This window comes from Caminicella sporogenes DSM 14501, from assembly GCF_900142285.1.
In the GTDB taxonomy this organism is placed as follows: Bacteria; Bacillota; Clostridia; order Peptostreptococcales; family Caminicellaceae; genus Caminicella; species Caminicella sporogenes.
This window is the reverse complement of sequence record NZ_FRAJ01000009.1, coordinates 1-17,640: the sequence shown is the minus strand read 5'-3', so window position 1 is coordinate 17,640 and position 17,640 is coordinate 1. Positions and strand designations below refer to the sequence as shown.

Annotated in this window: 15 protein-coding genes; all 15 read right to left on the bottom strand. The window is 29.2% G+C overall.

What is annotated here, in order from left to right:
* Positions 1 to 107: 107 nt before the first annotated feature.
* The 15 genes from kamC to BUA90_RS06070 all read right to left on the bottom strand — a co-directional run bounded on the left by kamC (position 108) and on the right by BUA90_RS06070 (position 17,210).
* Complete coding sequence (gene kamC, locus BUA90_RS06140; RefSeq protein WP_072966668.1) at positions 108 to 1,742, bottom strand: lysine 5,6-aminomutase reactivase ATPase KamC; 1,635 nt, start codon at positions 1,740 to 1,742, stop codon at positions 108 to 110.
* Entirely contained in the window at positions 1,743 to 2,780 is a 1,038-nt protein-coding gene (gene kamB / locus BUA90_RS06135; RefSeq protein WP_072966667.1) for a lysine 5,6-aminomutase reactivase subunit KamB, read from the bottom strand. It lies immediately after the preceding gene.
* Between the two features lie 107 nt (positions 2,781 to 2,887).
* Positions 2,888 to 4,141, bottom strand: coding sequence for a lysine 2,3-aminomutase (gene kamA / locus BUA90_RS06130; RefSeq protein ID WP_072966666.1), 1,254 nt, complete (start codon positions 4,139 to 4,141; stop codon positions 2,888 to 2,890).
* A gap of 57 nt (positions 4,142 to 4,198) precedes the next feature.
* On the bottom strand, positions 4,199 to 5,236 hold the full coding sequence (gene kdd, locus BUA90_RS06125) for an L-erythro-3,5-diaminohexanoate dehydrogenase (RefSeq protein WP_072966665.1): 1,038 nt from the start codon (positions 5,234 to 5,236) through the stop codon (positions 4,199 to 4,201).
* A 232-nt stretch (positions 5,237 to 5,468) separates the two neighbouring features.
* Positions 5,469 to 6,860 (bottom strand): sigma-54 interaction domain-containing protein, encoded by a 1,392-nt coding sequence (locus BUA90_RS06120; RefSeq protein ID WP_072966664.1) that lies wholly within the window; start codon positions 6,858 to 6,860, stop codon positions 5,469 to 5,471.
* 169 nt (positions 6,861 to 7,029) lie between these two features.
* Positions 7,030 to 8,169 (bottom strand): DALR anticodon-binding domain-containing protein, encoded by a 1,140-nt coding sequence (locus BUA90_RS06115; protein ID WP_278302215.1) that lies wholly within the window; start codon positions 8,167 to 8,169, stop codon positions 7,030 to 7,032.
* A 137-nt stretch (positions 8,170 to 8,306) separates the two neighbouring features.
* Positions 8,307 to 8,723, bottom strand: a complete 417-nt coding sequence (locus tag BUA90_RS06110) for a YwiB family protein (RefSeq protein WP_072966662.1) — start codon at positions 8,721 to 8,723, stop codon at positions 8,307 to 8,309.
* A gap of 73 nt (positions 8,724 to 8,796) precedes the next feature.
* Positions 8,797 to 9,900, bottom strand: coding sequence for a D-alanine--D-alanine ligase (locus BUA90_RS06105; protein ID WP_072966661.1), 1,104 nt, complete (start codon positions 9,898 to 9,900; stop codon positions 8,797 to 8,799).
* A gap of 210 nt (positions 9,901 to 10,110) precedes the next feature.
* The gene (gene ypeB / locus BUA90_RS06100; protein WP_072966660.1) at positions 10,111 to 11,472 is read right to left on the bottom strand and encodes a germination protein YpeB; all 1,362 of its coding nucleotides are present in this window, start codon (positions 11,470 to 11,472) and stop codon (positions 10,111 to 10,113) included.
* Between the two features lie 19 nt (positions 11,473 to 11,491).
* Entirely contained in the window at positions 11,492 to 12,205 is a 714-nt protein-coding gene (gene sleB / locus BUA90_RS06095; RefSeq protein WP_242945054.1) for a spore cortex-lytic enzyme, read from the bottom strand.
* 173 nt (positions 12,206 to 12,378) lie between these two features.
* A complete protein-coding gene (spoIIR, locus tag BUA90_RS06090) occupies positions 12,379 to 13,047 on the bottom strand; it encodes a stage II sporulation protein R (protein WP_242945053.1) in 669 nt (222 codons plus the stop codon).
* A 97-nt stretch (positions 13,048 to 13,144) separates the two neighbouring features.
* Entirely contained in the window at positions 13,145 to 14,305 is a 1,161-nt protein-coding gene (locus BUA90_RS06085) for a Ger(x)C family spore germination protein (protein ID WP_072966658.1), read from the bottom strand.
* The gene (locus BUA90_RS06080; RefSeq protein WP_072966656.1) at positions 14,298 to 15,410 is read right to left on the bottom strand and encodes a GerAB/ArcD/ProY family transporter; all 1,113 of its coding nucleotides are present in this window, start codon (positions 15,408 to 15,410) and stop codon (positions 14,298 to 14,300) included. The genes BUA90_RS06085 and BUA90_RS06080 overlap by 8 nt, the downstream gene beginning before the upstream one ends.
* 27 nt (positions 15,411 to 15,437) lie before the next feature.
* A complete protein-coding gene (locus tag BUA90_RS06075; protein ID WP_072966654.1) occupies positions 15,438 to 16,964 on the bottom strand; it encodes a spore germination protein in 1,527 nt (508 codons plus the stop codon).
* 36 nt (positions 16,965 to 17,000) lie between these two features.
* On the bottom strand, positions 17,001 to 17,210 hold the full coding sequence (locus tag BUA90_RS06070) for a CLC_0170 family protein (protein WP_072966652.1): 210 nt from the start codon (positions 17,208 to 17,210) through the stop codon (positions 17,001 to 17,003).
* Between the last annotated feature and the right edge of the window lie 430 nt (positions 17,211 to 17,640).

Here is a 17,640-nt window from a genome sequence, read left to right as displayed (position 1 = left end):
TATTCATACCCCCACGAGTCAGTAATAATTAATAAGTAATAAGTAATAATTAACAAGATATAGCTATTTACTTTAAAACTAAACACTTATTCATTATTATTTATTCATTATTCATTGTCTTTAAGTATTTTTTCTGCATCTTTAAGTATCTCTTCATCAAGTCCCATAAGTCTTGATATTCTTATAGCATCTTTCGGCACTTCTTTTGCTTTATCTACTTCTTCAAGCCTGTAATCCATATAATGATGAAGAGTCTCTATACCTATCTTTCCTTTTAATAATTTTTGTGATATTTCTTCAAACTTTTTTTCAGATATTCCCTTAACTTGAAGATGTTTTATATCTTTATCAAGTGTTAATCCATCAAAATGAGTTGTTATCACAGTTATAGCATTTTTTTTCTTTAAATAATTAATCAAAGCTTTTGATATTGCAAATCCTTCTTTTGGATTTGTTCCTCGAGCCAATTCATCTATCAATATTAATCCACTTTTATGCGAAAATTTTATAGCCTCTTTTATCTTCATTATTTCTCCACCGAAAGTACTAAGTCCCATATCTGTTGACTGCATATCCCCAAGTGAAAAGAATATATATTCTTTTAAAGAAAATTTCATTTTTTCTGCCGGTACAAATAATCCATATTGAGCCATTGCAGAAAGCATACCTATTAATTTAAGAGCAACTGTTTTTCCGCCCATATTTGCTCCCGTTATACAAGTAACACCTTTTTTCAAATTTACTGTTATAGGTGTAAACTCTTTGCCTTCTTTTCTTAAATTTTGCTCTACTTTTATATGCCGACCATTAAGTATATATATTCCCTCTTTATCGGATATATCCGGTCTTACTCCCCCAAACCCAACAGCATGATAACCTTTTGCCATCAGTAAATCTAATTTCCCAATAGCACTGATATTTTTTTCAATAATATCTATATATTTTTTTATTTCTCTACTTAAATATTCTCTAACTTTAAATTCTTCCTCTTCCTCTAATTCTTTCAAATCCTGAATTTTTAAAGTCATTTCATCTATATATTCTGTACATCGTAATTTAAAAGTTACATTCATATAAGTTTCCATGCTATATAAAAGCAAATCATGTGATTTCAGTTTTTCTATTAGTTCAGATTTATCTTTACTTATAATAATTTCACCTGTTGGTCTTAACTTTAAACCTAATTCATCTTCAACTTTAGCTTTAAGTTTTTTCTTTTCAATATTTATTTTGTTTTCAATTTCTTTTATTTCTTTTCTTATTGATGCTAATTTTTCTGAATACTCATCATAAATATAAAATGTAGTAGTTCCCGTTTTTTGAGGGTCTAATAAATTTTCTATTTCAGGTATTGGCATAGGCTTTATATCATCAGGCATATCATCCCAATTTAGCTTTTGTATACTTAAATATAATTTGCTTAAAATTCCTACAAACAGCTTTATTTCATAGAGTTCTATTACACTTAAAACTTCATCATCTTTAACTCTTTGAAAAGTTAAAGTCAAATCTTTAATATGCTTAAAATAATTTCTTATTTCTATAACTGTATAACGCTGCCTTTTTATTAACCCCACAATTTTTTCTATTCTATTTAATTCTTCATTTAACTGCTCTTTTTCTCCTTTTCTAAATGGCCTTATATTCTTCTTTAAATTTTCTCCATAGGGCGTATATACTGTAAGCTTATCAAATACAAAATCTAAATCTAAATTCTCTGCACTTTCTTTAGATATAAACATTTAAATACCCCCACTAATCATTACATCAATAACAGGTATTGGACTTAGTATTTTTCTCATCTTATTCAAAAAATCACTCTGAGAAAAATAATAGCCCCCAGGAGAATAAGGATTTATAGTTACAGCTAATATATTTATCTTTTCAAGTACGGCCACTTTTACATTAATCCTCTCAAAATATCTCCAATCGTTATAATCAATAAATATTTTTGTAGAATCTTTAACTATAAAAGTAACATTTTTATATTTTTTGGTTCGAGAAACTATATCCATTAAAGTCTTTGCAACTAAAGAACCTTTTATTACAACATACTTTGAATCTTCTTTTAAAACTCCTGCTATTTTACTACCACAATTTAAAGCCGTTTTAATATCTAAAGTAGTAACTTCATATTTATCATTTATTATTGAAACAGCTACTCTTTTTATATATTCTTCAGCAATAGCTCTAATTTGTTCATCTTCAACTACATCTAAATTAAATAGATTTACTTGATGTGCAGATTTTTCTATAACTTTATCCATATCTCTACTGAGTACTGCTCCTGTTGCCAAAATAGTAGCTTCTGTAACAGCTGGTGAAGCAGATGACAACCTGTCTATAGCTCCATCTACAATAACTAGTTCTGCACCAAAAGAAATCATTTTTTGTGAAATCAATTTTGTATCTTCGTTTATAGCAGGTCCTGCTATTTGAACATGCCCATCTGTTAAGGTTTTTCCTATAATTACATTTCCTATAGAAGTTCTTACATCTGTCGTCTCAAGCACTTCAAGTTTTGCCTCCGATAATTTGAAGGTTTCCTCTGCAGTTGCTATAATCGTTCCCTTATTTACAAAAATCATTGGCTTTTCTGTATATGTTACCATATCTTGCTTTTCTCCATCACGTCCTATTGATGTTATTCCAAGTCTTATATTTCTATCCACAGCTTCCATTATGAGTTCATTAAGCGTAACAGTCTTTCCTGCATTTTTTGCCATACCTACTACTGATATTACTTTGTATTTATTTTCTATCAAATCAAGCAACTGCATAGGAAAACCTCCTCTTATTAGCTCTCAGTTATCAGTTCTCGGCTCTCAGCTTAGGGTCAACTCTTTGGTTTCTTTATAACTCTTAACTTTTAACTCTTAACTCTAAACTATTTATGCTGTGCTCTTTTATGTCTTTCTAAATCAGCTGGTTCTAAAGCTACTTGATTGCCTTGTAAAAGTCCAGCTACTCCTGTAAGTTTATGTTCTCTTTCTTTTCTACATACTGGACAGTTACATTCATCTTTATATGGTGCTGGTTCAGTATATGTTGTTATAACTCCTTCATAGTTTCTAAGCACTACCCTTCGTGATGACTGTGATACTACATAATTTGGCATTACAGGTATTTTTCCTCCACCGCCCGGAGCATCTACAACAAATGTTGGTACTGCATATCCTGAAGTATGTCCTCTAAGTGCTTCCATTATCTCAAGGCCTTTAGCTACTGGAGTTCTAAAATGTTCTATACCAACAGATAAGTCGCATTGATAAATATAATAAGGTCTTACTCTATTTTTTACTAAATCATGTACTAAGTTTCTCATTACATGAACACAGTCATTAACTCCTCTAAGTAAAACAGTCTGATTGCCAAGAGGTATTCCTGCATCAGCTAAAAGTGCAAGTGCTTTTCTGGATTCAGGAGTCATTTCTTTAGAATGATTGAAGTGAGTATTAAGCCAAATTGGATGGTACTTTTTAAGCATATTTACAAGCTCTGGTGTTATTCTCTGTGGAAGAACAACTGGTGTTCTAGTACCAAGTCTAACTATTTCAACATGAGGTATTTCTCTAAGTTTTTTGATTATATATTCAAGTCTTTCATCAGATACTAATAAACAGTCTCCTCCAGATAAAAGTACATCTCTAACTTGTGGAGTATTTCTTATATATTCAATGGCTGCGTCTATTCTATCTAAAGGCATTTCATCATCTTTTTGTCCTGCAAATCTCCTTCTAGTACAATGTCTACAGTACATTGAACACATATCTGTTATGAGAAGAAGTACTCTATCAGGATATCTGTGTGTAAGACCGGGAACTGGTGAATCTGTATCTTCATGCAAAGGGTCTTCCATATCAGCATCACTTATGTAAGTTTCATATATTGTTGGAACTGCTTGCTTTCTAATTGGACAGTTTGAATCGTCTTTATCCATCAAAAGTGCATAATATGGAGTAATACCCATTCTAAGTTTCTTTAATGCTTCTTGTATCCCTTTTTCTTCTTCTGGTGTAAGATTTATAACTTTTTTCAAATCTTCTACAGTTGTAATTCTATTCCTAACCTGCCAATGCCAGTCATTCCACTGCTCCTCAGTAACATCTTTCCACAATTCTATTTCTGTATAATGTCTCATTATAAAAATCCCCCTTTAATTTTTAACTTGTAACTATCACTTATCAACTACTTTTCTTTATGCATACAACTCTTCATAAATTTCTCTTAAAGCTTTACTTTCCCTCATTATTTCAAGAGCTATTTTAGCATGTCCTTTGGTATATCCATTTCCTATTATCATTGTAGTATCTCTCCCAACCCCTTCTGCTCCTAATGCAGCTTTTGTAAAACTTGTTGCCATACTAAAGAAGTAAATAAGTCCATCGTCTTTAGTAGCTAAAATACTTGACATTTCTGTATCGGGAACGTTTACACAATTTATAGTTATATCCGCCATTTTTCCATTTGTTACTTCTTTTACTTTTTCCATAACTTCTACTGGTTTAGTTGCATCTGCTACTATGTATACATCAGCTAAATTAGCTTTTTTAGCTTTTTCAATAGATTTCTCACTATGTCCAAGACATATTACTTTACCTGTAATTCCTGCTCTCTTTTTAGCTTCATAAAGACATAACATTCCAGATTTTCCAGCTCCGCCTATTACTAAAACTGTATTTCCGGGCTTAACTAGTTTAGCAGTTTGAGCTGGTGCACCTGCAACATCAAGTACAGATAGCGCAAGATTTTCAGGTATATCATCAGGAAGTACTGCATATATACCACTTTCAAATAATATTGCCTTTCCCTCTATATCTACTTGGTCAATATCTTTTCTCACTTCTTTAATTTTATCTATTCTAAGTGGCGTAAGGGATAAAGACACCAACGTAGCTATCTTATCTCCAACTTTTAAATCTGTTTTTCCTTCAAGAGCTGGTCCTATCTTCTCAACAGTCCCAATAAGCATTCCACCTGAACCTGTTACAGGATTATGATGTTTTCCTCTTTTAGAAACTATATCTAACATTATTTCTTTTATTTTTTCTACATCTCCATTTGCCTCTTCTTTTATTTGTGTAAAACTTGCAGAATCAATGTTTAAAGTTTGAACGTCAATCAAAATCTCGTTGTCATAAATCTCCATATCATTGTCAATCTTCCATGCAGGTTGAGGCAAACTTCCTTTGGGTTCAATAACCCTATGAGTTCCAAATTTACAGCCTTTTTTCATCTTTTCATACCCCCATATGATTTTCATAATTTTAAATTTTCAGGTTTTTCACTTCAATTAGAATTTTAAGCAAATATAATGCCAAAAAATTAAATTGATATACTATAAACTATAAATCACAGTAAAAACCTTAAGTATAGGCTTTTTAAATTTTTTTCTCATCAAAAAAACGTTATATTTTTAACATTTAAATAGTGCTCAAAATTGAGCACTAACGTAAAATTATTTACTACTACAATCTATATTTTTTTATTTTATACTGTAGTGTTTGTCTTGGAATTCCTAATAAACTAGCTGCTTTACTTATATTTCTACCAGATTTTTCAAGAGCTTTTTTTATCATTTTCTTCTCAAGATTTTTAAGTGCATCTTTCAAAGAAACATTTTTATATTCTATATCTTCGTCAAAATTTCTACAATAATCTATAAGGTTCTTAGGAATATAATCCAAAGTTATAATGTCCCCATCTATCATATTCATAGCACCTTCTATCACATGTTCAAGTTCTCTTACATTACCCGGCCAATTATAACATTGAAATATTGATGCTACTTCACTAGAAACTCCTTTAACATTTCTATAAAGAACTTTATTGTATTTTTTTATAAAGTATTCTGTCAAAAGAGGTATATCTTCTTTTCTGTCTTTTAAATCTGGAATATATATTGTAACAGCACTAAGTCTATAATATAAATCTTTTCTAAGCATACCCTTTTCTATTGCACTAATTGGCTCTATATTTGTTGCAGCTATAATTCTAACATCTACATTAATCGTTTTTATATCTCCAACTCTCCTTATCTTTCCATCTTGAAGCACTCTAAGAAGTTTAGCTTGAAGTTCTAAAGGCATTGAATTTATCTCATCTAAAAATAATGTTCCCCCATCTGCAACTTCAAATAATCCGGGTCTATTTTCTGCCCCTGTAAAACTTCCCTTTACAGTACCAAAAAGTATTCCTTCTAATAAGTTTGAAGGCAAAGCTGCACAGTTCTGAGCTACAAACGACTTATTTTTTCTTGAACCTGCATTGTGTATTGCCTGTACCAAAAGTTCCTTCCCTGTACCTGTATCCCCATAAACAAGTATAGGTGAAGAAAATCTTGCAGCTTTCATAGCTATTGATTTCACTTTTAATATTTCTTTACTTCTGCCTATAATATCCTCAAATGTGTATTTTGCTCCATTACTTGTTTCTCTCTTTTTTGTTTTTCCCCCATATATTTTATTTTGAAGGTCTACAACTTTTTCAGATAACGCTTTAACATCTGTTATATTTCTAGATATTTCTATTGCTCCAATGACTTTTCCATTAAACTTTATTGGCAAAGTAGAATTTATAGTTGTAATCTTTTTTCCCTTATAATTTGTATATGTCTGCTCTACATTAAACATTGGTATACCGCTATCTAATACTCTAAGCAATGTGCTAGTTTCTCTTTTCAAAGAAGGATATATATCTAAAATATGTTTTCCTATCGCATCTTCTCTATTTATATCGTCAAAAATTGCAACTGTTCTATTGCAGTAGATTATCCTTCCTTCTTCATCAATCACTTGTATTCCATCACTTACATAATCAAGTATAATTTCTATATTGTCTTTATTGAGCAAATTTTTCATGCTATCCCCCCATGCTTAATTTTAAGCACTATATGCCCATTTTTCGTCACATGTATTAAAAACAAATGCGTCTAAGACGCATTTTCAAAGATTACATATAACAGGTTACAAGAAGCTAGAAAATAATAATAAATTTTTTCTCTAACTCTTAATTAGTATTAATTTTATATTATAAACAATAATTTTTTGAAACTTCGAGTAGCTTATATATTTCTTCCAATATTATCTTTACTGAATTTAAAAGTCTTAATCTTGACATTAATTTTTGTCTACCGAGTTTTCTATATAGAGTAATACTATTTAACTTATAAAAATTCTCGCATAAATCATTAGCATATTTAATAATTTTAAAAAAATCATTATAAGCTATTGAAGATTTTACTATATCTTTAAATTGGGTTAACTTTGTCAAAATTTCTTTTTCCAAATTATTTTCTAAAATAATTTCTTTTACATCTTCTATATTTCCAAGTAATATTCCTTCTTTTTCAAGAATGTTTATTACAGAACTTATTCGACTATATGGATAAGTAATAAATCTCAGGTCATCTCTTGTTATTTCAATATAAACTTCACTTGTAAATGTATTTGTACAAAGGCTGTACTTTAATCTGTCAAATCCTAAAATATCTATCAATTGTACTGTATCTATATCGTTTCTTTCAATTTTATTTTTATATACATTGACTTTATTTACAATATACCTTTTATCTTTTATTCCATATTGTTTTAAAAGAAATTGATTTTTATAAGAAGAAAAAATTATACTATCGTTTAATTCATCAAAATTTTTAGTTACTTTAACTCCCTTAAAATTAGACAAAAAATTATCTAAATTATTTGTTTCATCATTATACACTACTACAGTTTTTGAAACTTTATAACCTGCTAAATTGTATATATTTCCTAAATAGTACATGTTCATAAAAGCCCTAAATTCTGACAGCTCTAATATTTCATTTATATCACTTAAAATCAATGCCAGTTTTACATTTTCATTTTTTATACTAAATCTTTTAAAATCACCTTTTTCTACCGATTTAAGTATTTTATCTGTAAAATAAAATTCTTTTATATAAAAGTTAATAAATCCCGGTCCTTCTAACTTTATATTTTCAAATATATTATATTTTTTTTGAATTTTTTCTTTAATTAAATTTCCAATTTCATAAGGCTTCATATTCAGGTTTTTAGCTAACTTCAACGCAATATTACTGGAAAAATCGCCATGTTCCCTATTTTTAGGCACTACAACTTCAATATCATCTTTTTTTATCTCATGAATATCTTTTATAACTTCAAATAAAATTATTTTTAGTTTATCTTTTATCTTTATTCCCCTCCTGTGTATAGCTGTTAGTTCTCGGTTATCAGCTCTCAGTTCATGAATTCAATCCTTTACTTTAGGGCCTTTATAATTCTTAATTTTTAATTCTAAATTTTAATTCACATGATTTGTATATTAATTTCATTGCTTCCCTCACTAAGTCCTTGCAGGCTTACATTGTATTTTATAGATATATTCCCTTTATTATCTTCATTTATTGAATACTTTAATTCTTTTGTTAATATTTCCATTTTAAAACTTCCGTATGGTGTATTATAATTTGAAACATATCTTTTTCCCTTTTCAAAGATTAATTCAGATGAAGCTTTCCCAAATCTTTTCATAATAATTTTATCATCAATTATCTTTAATGTAGTAATGCAGCCTTCCATACCTGAAATTTCTGATTCTTCATATACAATATATTTTGCATTATTCTTATTGTAATATCTTCCTTCAGTAATAAACTCTATCATATCTTCTTCTCCACCAGATGGCCTCTGTTTTCCTTCTATCTTAAGTATTATATTTTTCATACACAAATCCTCCTTCGTTAAACTTAAGATTAATCTTTAAGTTTAATTCTTCTAAGTCAAATTAAAGTTAAAGTTAAGGTTTTTGTTTATATCTTTCTAATGCCAACTGTATTAATTTATCTATCAATTTATCATATGGAAGTCCTGTTTCCTGCCATAACAATGGATACATACTATATTTTGTAAATCCCGGCATTGTATTTATTTCATTTATATATATCTTATTTGTTCCCTTTTCTAAAAAAAAGTCTACTCTTGATAAACCGCTACATTCTAATGCTTTATATGCCTTTACTGCTATCTTTCTTATTTTATCAGATATTTCTTCAGGAATATCAGCTGGTATCACCATTTTAGATTTTCCATCATCAAAATATTTTGCTTCATAATCATAAAATTCATGAGATGGAATTATCTCCCCTACTACTGAAGCTTTTGGCTTATCATTTCCCAAAACTGCACATTCTATTTCTCTACATTCAATACACTTTTCTACCATTATTTTTCTATCATATTTAGCTGCTTCATGCAAACCATTTATAAGTTCATCACGATTATGAGCCTTTGTAATACCCACACTTGAACCTAAATTAGCAGGCTTTATAAATACTGGATAGTTAAAATTTTTTTCTACTGCACTAATATAATCTTTTATATTTTTCTCTAATTCATCTTTAAATATAACAAAATAATCTACAACACTTAATCCCTCAAATTCAAATATTTTTTTAGCATAAACTTTATCCATACACAATGAAGAAGCTAGTACACCTGCTCCTACATAAGGTATATCTGCCATTTCCAAAAGACCTTGTATAGTTCCATCTTCTCCATATGGTCCATGAAGAACTGGAAAAACTACATCTATTTTATCTATTAAAACAGGTGGTATTTTATCTCCTAAAGATTTATCTCCTATAGGTATCACAGAAAAGATATTTTCTTCAGGTCTATCTTTTATAAGTTTATTTGAAATATTTTCCCACTGTCCATTTTCTATCTTTTCTATAGGTCCATCATACATCATCCAATTTCCTCTTTTAGTTATTCCAATCGGAATGACATTATATTTTTCTTTATCTATAGCTCTCATAATTGAAGCAGCTGACATGAGAGATACTTCGTGTTCTGCTGATTTTCCTCCAAAGATAATTCCTACATTAATTTTATTCTCCATCAATATTCCTCCCAGATTTAAAACTCTTTTTTAATTGAAAAAGTTATTTTAATATATTTCTTATTCTATTATTATTAGATTTATTATTCAAATATTTTATTTAACAATCTATTAGCTATGTGTTATAAGTTGCAAGTTTTACGGTTAGACCTTTAAGAGCTTTAAACAAATAATAAAAAAATTCGAGGATAGCTGTCCTCGAATAATTCTTTATATCATCAATGTTCCATTTTCAGATTTGATAAGTTTTAGTATTTTTTCTTCTTCCCCTGTCTGTGCATTTATATAAATAAAAAATGTATCTCCTTTATACTCTGTTTTAAATTCATAGCAATATATTTCTCTAAAAGATGGAGTCGGTATATAGCAAAGTCTTGGTTTATCATTCACTTTTACCTGCATGCTTACTTTCTGCCTAGCCTGCTGAGGAGTTAATTTAGCCTTTGGAATATTCCTCTTATAATTTGCAATCAAAAATTTTGTTGCATCAAATCCTACAATACTTCCATCATCTAATGCTATTTTTACTTTAATTAAATCTGGATACATCAGCACTCCATCCTGACTGTAAACATAATTTATTGTAACTACATTATCATATTTTAATGAAAAAGTAGGTACCATATTTTTATACCCTTTTTCATCTAAAAAGTTTGAAGCCCTATTTATAGCTTGTTTTTGAGAAATATTTGCTCTTTCAACTTTCCTATTATTAAGCATCCATACTACTTTCCCGCCTTTTTGACTTATATCTATATATATTGGATTTTGTTTATTTTGAGATTTGTTTTGTGGTTTTACTGTAAAACTGTATGTATCTATTTTACCTCTAGCATTTTCTCTCTTTTTAACTTCTTTTACAACTGTATTTCCAAGAAACTGAGTTACTCTTTTTTGTGCTTCTTCTATGCTTATTTTCTTTCCAACAAGTCTTGGCTTCATTCCCTGTATAGCATGTTCGGAAAAAGGACCGTCATATATAAGTTCTGGATATTCAACCATTCTCTCTTGAAATTTAACAAATTTCGTCTGAATAGGATTTTCTTTTTTAGCTTTTCTGTTTAACTTTTTACTTCCCTTTTTTCTAAGTTCATTTTTCCAAACTGTACCTTTAAGTACTTTTTTATGAATATCATGCAAATCTTCAGCTAACTCTACTGAATAACTTTGAAGTTTTTCAAGATTTGCTTTGTCTTTATAGTTAAGCTGGTCTCCATTTAAATTTTTTCTTGATAATGCAAATGTATAATCTCCTACTTGACTTAAAAATTTCTCTATTTTAGTAACATCTTCATGCTTTATTGGCAGTTGCGATAATTTTTCTTGAGCATTATAAGCATTCATTAGTATATTAGAATAAAGTACTATATTTTCTTTATCTTGTGATGAAACTAAAAGCTTAGATATATCTGTTGAAATAGTTTCCACACTGCCTATAAGGTCGTAAAACATTCTTTGAAACTGATTGTCTAAAAAAGTATAATAATCATTCTTTTCTTTATACTGCCAATATCCCCATATACCCGTTGCAATTAATGCTAAAACTAAAATTATAATAATTCCTTTTCTCAATGACAACCCCTCCTTTCCTTTAATTTCCAAACCAATGTTTGCCTATTTTAAGTTTAACTTCACGTGTCCAAATCCACTTACTAGTTGCAGTTGCAGGATTCCAATAGTAAATAGCCCCATAAGTAGGGTCCCATCCATTCAATGCATCTCTTGCTGCTTTTATACAACTTTCTGCAGGTGGTAAATTAATTTGTCCATCACTAACAGCTGTAAATGCACCCGGCTGATATATAACTCCAGCTATTGTATTTGGAAATGATGGACTTTTAACTCTGTTTAATATAACTGCTCCAACTGCAACTTGTCCTATATACGGTTCTCCTCTAGCTTCACCCGTAATAGCTTTAGCTAATAGAGTAATTTCTTCATCTCTAGATATTCCTTTACTTCCTGAAATATATGTTCTAGTCTTGGTATCAGGTTTATTACCATCTATCCTAAGTCCCATTGCTCTTGCTGTCTGCACTCCTACAACACCGTCAACTGCCAATCCATTTTTTCTTTGAAATTCTTTAACTGCTGTAAATGTACCTCCTCCATATACCCCATCAATTGGTCCATCATAATACCCCCATCTTTTTAAAGTCGACTGAAGTAGCTTTACTTCTTCTCCACTAGAACCCCAGTAAAGAGTTTGAGCAAAAACTTTATCTAAAAGAATGTCCATTGTAAATATTGAAATACTAAAAATAAAAATTAATAGTATACACATGATTATAACAATTTTTTTCAAGTCATTACCTCCTCTCTTGCTTAGTATAAGTTTATTTTTTGTATCAAATACATTCTTTATACATTATTAGTTTCAAGTTGCTAATCTTATAGTTTATCTTTTAAATTTCCTATTTTATCTAAAAATACTTAAATCTTTATACAAAACAAAGTCGCCATCTTTAAGATAGCGACTTAATTTTTATATCCAACTAACCTTTTTATTTTCCATTTTGAATTTTCTAAAATTTCTACTATTTTAAATTTAAGTTTTATAGGAAGCTGACCTTCTTTACTTGCTGCTGCATTAATCATATCAAATTCTTCTTTTGTGAGAACTTGTCTAAGTTCTTCTTTTGTCTTTTCATTAGTAAGCCCACTTTTTACATCTATAAAGCATAAGGGTGGAAATAATACACACCACCAATTTTTTCCTTCACCTTTACCTATAACTATTCTAAGTGCTTCATATGTACCAGCAGGAAGTGCTATACTTCCATATATTTTCGTAGGAAAATTTGATTTTTCTAAAGCAGCTCTCACAGAATAATCAAATCCGTTTTTCTTTATTTCATCTAAAGCTATTTCTTCTATTTCTTTAATATTTTCTCTTATTATCTCTTTAGCTTTGTTTATATCCCTTGTATTAAGTCTACTATCCATTTCTTTTAAGACTCTATCTCTTACTTTTAATTTAAGGGCTTGGTCTATAGGTGAATCACTATTTGCAATAACGTGAAATCTAATAAGGTCCTGCTTATAACTTTCCCTATTTTTATATACATCAAAAATATTAAAAAATATAGTAAATATTATAAGTCCCAATAATATAAATCCGATTACATTTTTTTTCTTATACATCATAATAATTCCCCCAATTGCTATACTTTGTTTTACACTATAAGTATTAACAACCGAGGGAATTTTTAAACCTATTTGTAAATAATTAGATTAGGTAATTTTAACCTTCTATTCCAATTCTTCTTATATTCATATCAAAGTTAATATTTACCTGAGCATTTGCATAAACTTCTTCCCAATTATCTTTTACCTTATCCCAAGTTTTAGGCTCATGCTTTCTTAGATATTCACCTGCTTTGAATAAATCAACTTTATATTCTTTTTGAACTCTTTTAAATGTCCTTTTTAATTCTTCAACTATCTGCTTTTCAGCTTCTTTATTTATTTTTTCAATATAATGAGCATCCATCAATCTTCCTGCATATTTAAAATCATGCTGCAAAACGATTCCTTCAGCCCTTATATCAAAATTTATAATTATCTTGCCTTCACTATTTTCATGTACTTTCATTTTACTATTTATACTCATTTGTTCTATAATAATAACTAAATCGCCAACTTTTATATCATAATCAACTACCTTAGCTCGTCCCTTCAAAATCAAAATATCTCTTGTTTCTATACCATTCAAAGTCCCTACTACTTTATTGCCTTTTAAAACAGCAGTTCCCAAAACTTTTAATTCTCCACCTTTTGAAGCTATTATTTGAGGAATCATAGCTGCATTACTTTCTTTTAAATCTATAACCATTTTATTAAAATCCGCCCTTGCTCTTCTAGACGATATCATTTCTTTTTCCATTAATTCTTCAATAAACAATCCTATATCCATATTTTTTTTCGTATCCATCATTAAAATATCTTTTGCCTTCCCCGGAGTATAGCAAAAATATATCTTTCTATTTATATATACACTCCTCTGAAAGACATCTATTATTTCTCTCATAAGTTTTTCATCTTCTGCTAATTCCTTGCCAACTAAAACTACTTTTGCATGGTTGATATAAAAATTTTTATTGTTTCTAATATTTGCTTGCTGCTTTCCATCAGAAGGAGTAGAACATATTGTACTTATAATATACGAAGGATCTCCTTCACCTTTTCCCGCAATTACAGATACATTCGGATACGTTACTGTCATAACATACCTATTTTTTACTGATTTATAACCTTTGTCTTGTTCTTCTTTATCGCCTTTATATTTATCCCAACCTATAGCTGTTATAAAAGCCCTTTCATCTATTTCTATAGCATCCCAACAACCTGTTAATAAAAATACTACTATAAACACTACTATAAATATCCTTTTCTTTCTATCCATTCCTTTTTATCTCCTTTTTAGGTTTTCTCTTAAAAATGCTCATAACAAGCAACAAAATTGGAATACCTACTATAAAAATCGTTCCTCCTATATAGCTATATTTGCCAAGCAAATCATAAGTCTGCGCTACATTTTCAGGAATTAATGAACAAAAATAAATCAAAGGCAGTAATGGAATAGCTAAATAATTATGTTCTTTGGACTCTATTACTCTACTCAGTAAAAATACAGCCCCGTAATATGAAATAGTAAATGTCATAAATATTGAAAAAAGCCATGTAGTCATAATTATAACTTCTATGTTTTCAAGAAAAGTCCCCGGTATATTTATAGTCTTAAATAGTGTTATAACAGGCCAAACCAGCGTTCTAGTTTCTTCTATACCAAATCTACCTATAGTAATAAATACTGTTAAAAAATAAATAATCGATACAGTTATAATTGAAATATTACTAACCTTTCTAATATTTTTATAATCTTTAACAAAAAAAGCTATAAATAAGATAAATTCAAACCCTAAAAAACTAAATCCTACTTCTGGTATAGACTTTAATAAATTAATTGGCGGTGTTCTTAAAACAGGTAAAAAATATGTAGGGTCTATATCCGGAAGAACTATAAACATAGCTAAAAGAGCAGGTATTATTGATGGCGGCAGTAAAATTACTGCCATTCTTGCAATAGTTTCCATACCACTTCTAACTGTATATGCAGAAACTAATAAGAAAGAAAGAATTATTATTTCTATAGGTGTAGTTAAAAGCAAAAAACTTTTACATATTTCTCCAACTACTCTTGCTTCAATAACAGCAAGCATAAAAATATATATAAAATATGCAATTCCTAATATTTTCCCTACAAATTTTCCCATTAAATAGTTTCCTATTTCAATTATTGTACTGTGAGGAAACTTTAGTACAAGTGTTACTATTAAGTTAGCTATTAACATAAAAATTAAACTTCCAATAATTAACACAACTAAACTGTCAGCTCCTGCTTTATCTGCAAGATTTCTAGGCAATGACAGTATTCCTATGCCTATAATCAAACTAGTTAAAACAGAAAAAAGCTGATTACTGATTATTTTATCATTGTTTCCATCCAATTTTATCTTCACCTTCTTTTAAATTAATCAATATTTGTCTCTTCCATTTATAATATTAGGCGTTTTTTTCATTTTACATAAAGGTGCTTTTATAAAAGTATCTCTAAAGTTTTTAAAGTTTATATTATAAATATCAAAAGGTGATAGATATGGAACTCCAAAACTTTTAAGATTACATAAATGAGTCAGCGTTATAACAAAAGCAAGCATTAGTCCATATAAACCCAAAAAAGCTGCTGCAGCCATAAATGCAAATCTAAGTATTCTAAAACCTATTGCAAAGCTATAATTAGGTGTCGAATATGCAGCTATAGCAGTAATTGCTACAACTATAACCATAAGACTGCTAACTATGCCTGCTTCTACTGCAGCTTGTCCAAGAACTAAACCCCCTACAATTCCTATTGTAGCTCCTATAGGACTAGGAAGTCTTATTCCTGCTTCTCTTAAAAGCTCAAGTGACATCTCCATAATAAAAGCTTCTATAAATGCAGGAAATGGCACTCCATCTCTACTTCCCGCTATATAAAGAGCAAGCACTGTTGGAAGCATTCCCGGATGGAATGACGTCATAGCTATATAAAGTCCCGGCAGTATTAAAGACATCGTTACTGCTATGTACCTCAAAATCCGTATGGCATTACCAATAATAAATCTTTCATTATAATCTTCTATGGATTGAAGCAAACTGTTAAAAGTAGTAGGAACTATAAGAGCAAATGGAGTATTGTCAACTATTATAGCTATTCTTCCTTCATATAAAGCTCCTGCAACTTTTTCTGGTCTTTCCGTATACTGCATTTGAGGAAATGGCGACCTATAATTGTCTTCTATAAGCTGTTCTATATATCCACTTTCTAAAATACTATCTATATCTATTTTCTTAAGTCTCTCTACTACCTGCTTTAAAATATCTTTACTTGCTAATCCTTCTATAAAAAGTACTGCTACGTCAGTTTTAGACATACTTCCTATCTGCATCTGCTTTATCTTAAATTTAGGGTCTCTAATTCTCCTTCTCACTAATGCAGTATTTATTCTAAGAGTTTCAATAAATCCTTCTCTAGACCCTCTTATCACTACTTCTGTTTCCGGTTCCTGCACTCCTCTCATTGGCCATCCTTTTGAAGCAATAACTATTGCTTTATCCCACTTATCAATTATGAGAACTGTTTCTCCAGTTAAAATATTGTCTACCACAAGATTTATGTCATCTATTTCTTTCAAATCTGAGACAGATAAAACTCCATCTTTTATAAGCTCATATATTTTTTCTCTCATAATATTTGCATCAGGCTTCGTCATTCTCGATAAAACCATTAAATTTTTAAGAACATATTCATTTACTAAATTTTTATCTGCCAATCCTTCTACATAAATAGTAGCAAATTTCAATTTCTGTTCTTTTCCAACATTAAACTCTCTATATATTACATCATCACAGTATTTAAATATCTCCTTTATCTTTTCAAGATTTTTGTCTATATTTTTATCTATCTTTATCTTATCTTTATCATTTTCTGAAAATTCGAAAAGATTTTCATAAAAATCCATAATAAGCCTCCTAAAAATATAATTATCAATTTTCATCTATAAAATAAATTTAGTTATAATAAATAAAAATGTTCCTAAAATCAAATATCCATACATTATGATTTTACATATTTTAATTTCTCTTTTTAGTTTCTTTTTTCTTAAATACTTCATATCAGTAGTACAGCCATATACTATTGCAATAATCATTATCATAAAAAAATATATTGTCGTTAATTCTTTTATCTTATGGAATATTTTTCCCATCAATACACTTCCTTTTTTGCATGTTTATAATTAATATAGAAATTTTTTTCTTAATATAGAGTTTGCAAATCTATTTAATGATATACATTAAAGTTTTAAGACATTTCTAATAGGTCTTAAAAAATGTTTGATTTTTCAGCAATAAAAAAAACAGCAGATTTAATCGAGCCTACTGAAAAACCATCGTATTTTCAGAAACAATGTTCTAACAATTAAAAAACCACATTCAAATTAGGATAATTTTCCCAAAAATCGAATGTGGTTTTCTCTTTTTATTGAAAGCTAGGAGTATTTTCTCCATATTTTTTCTTTAACAATGTCAATATTCGTTTGATATTCACATTGAATATTGATATTGCTCCTTGTATTCGCATACCAAATAAGCCCGACGATATGGCAATATCATAGCCGTGCTGATTTTTGAGTTCGC

Coding starts and splice junctions, on each gene's coding strand:
- BUA90_RS06105 (WP_072966661.1), bottom strand. CDS start 9,900: ATGGAGAATAAAATTAATGTAGGAATTATCTTTGGAGGAAAATCAGCA.
- kamC (WP_072966668.1), bottom strand. CDS start 1,742: ATGTTTATATCTAAAGAAAGTGCAGAGAATTTAGATTTAGATTTTGTA.
- kamA (WP_072966666.1), bottom strand. CDS start 4,141: ATGAGACATTATACAGAAATAGAATTGTGGAAAGATGTTACTGAGGAG.
- spoIIR (WP_242945053.1), bottom strand. CDS start 13,047: ATGATGTATAAGAAAAAAAATGTAATCGGATTTATATTATTGGGACTT.
- BUA90_RS06110 (WP_072966662.1), bottom strand. CDS start 8,723: ATGAAAAATATAATACTTAAGATAGAAGGAAAACAGAGGCCATCTGGT.
- BUA90_RS06070 (WP_072966652.1), bottom strand. CDS start 17,210: ATGGGAAAAATATTCCATAAGATAAAAGAATTAACGACAATATATTTT.
- BUA90_RS06075 (WP_072966654.1), bottom strand. CDS start 16,964: ATGGATTTTTATGAAAATCTTTTCGAATTTTCAGAAAATGATAAAGAT.
- kdd (WP_072966665.1), bottom strand. CDS start 5,236: ATGAAAAAAGGCTGTAAATTTGGAACTCATAGGGTTATTGAACCCAAA.
- BUA90_RS06120 (WP_072966664.1), bottom strand. CDS start 6,860: ATGAAAAATTTGCTCAATAAAGACAATATAGAAATTATACTTGATTAT.
- kamB (WP_072966667.1), bottom strand. CDS start 2,780: ATGCAGTTGCTTGATTTGATAGAAAATAAATACAAAGTAATATCAGTA.
- BUA90_RS06085 (WP_072966658.1), bottom strand. CDS start 14,305: ATGGATAGAAAGAAAAGGATATTTATAGTAGTGTTTATAGTAGTATTT.